Annotated in this window: 1 protein-coding gene; it reads right to left on the bottom strand. The window is 74.9% G+C overall.

Features of this window, described 5'->3' with window-relative positions; translation table 11 throughout:
- On the bottom strand, positions 1 to 343 hold a 343-nt coding region (locus D180_RS20010), incomplete at both ends, for an SDR family oxidoreductase (protein WP_017914165.1).

The raw sequence follows: 343 nt of genomic DNA, 5'->3' as shown, positions 1-343 counted from the left end.
CGCAGCAACGGCAGGCAGGCCTGGGTCAGCCAGGCCGCGGCGGTCAGGTTGACGTGGATCGCGCGCGCGAACTGGGCCGGATCGGCATGTTCGAACGGGGTCAGCCCGGCGAAGTCGGCGGCGCAGTGCAGCAGCCCGTCCAGGCGGCCGAGCTCGCCCTGCATGCGCTCGGCCAGGGTCGCGTAGTCCGGCGGAGTGGCGCCGAGCAGGTCCAGCGGGTACAGCAGCGGCGCGGCGCCGACCGCGGCGATTGCGTCGTAGACGCGGTTCAAGCGTGCCGGCTTGTGCCCGAGCAGGACCACGGTGGCCCCCGCCTGGGCGCAGGCCAGCGCCGCAGCGCTGC

The organism is Xanthomonas sp. SHU 166 (genome assembly GCF_000364685.1).
Classification (GTDB): Bacteria; Pseudomonadota; Gammaproteobacteria; order Xanthomonadales; family Xanthomonadaceae; genus Xanthomonas_A; species Xanthomonas_A sontii.
This window is presented reverse-complemented; position numbering and strand designations above follow the sequence as displayed.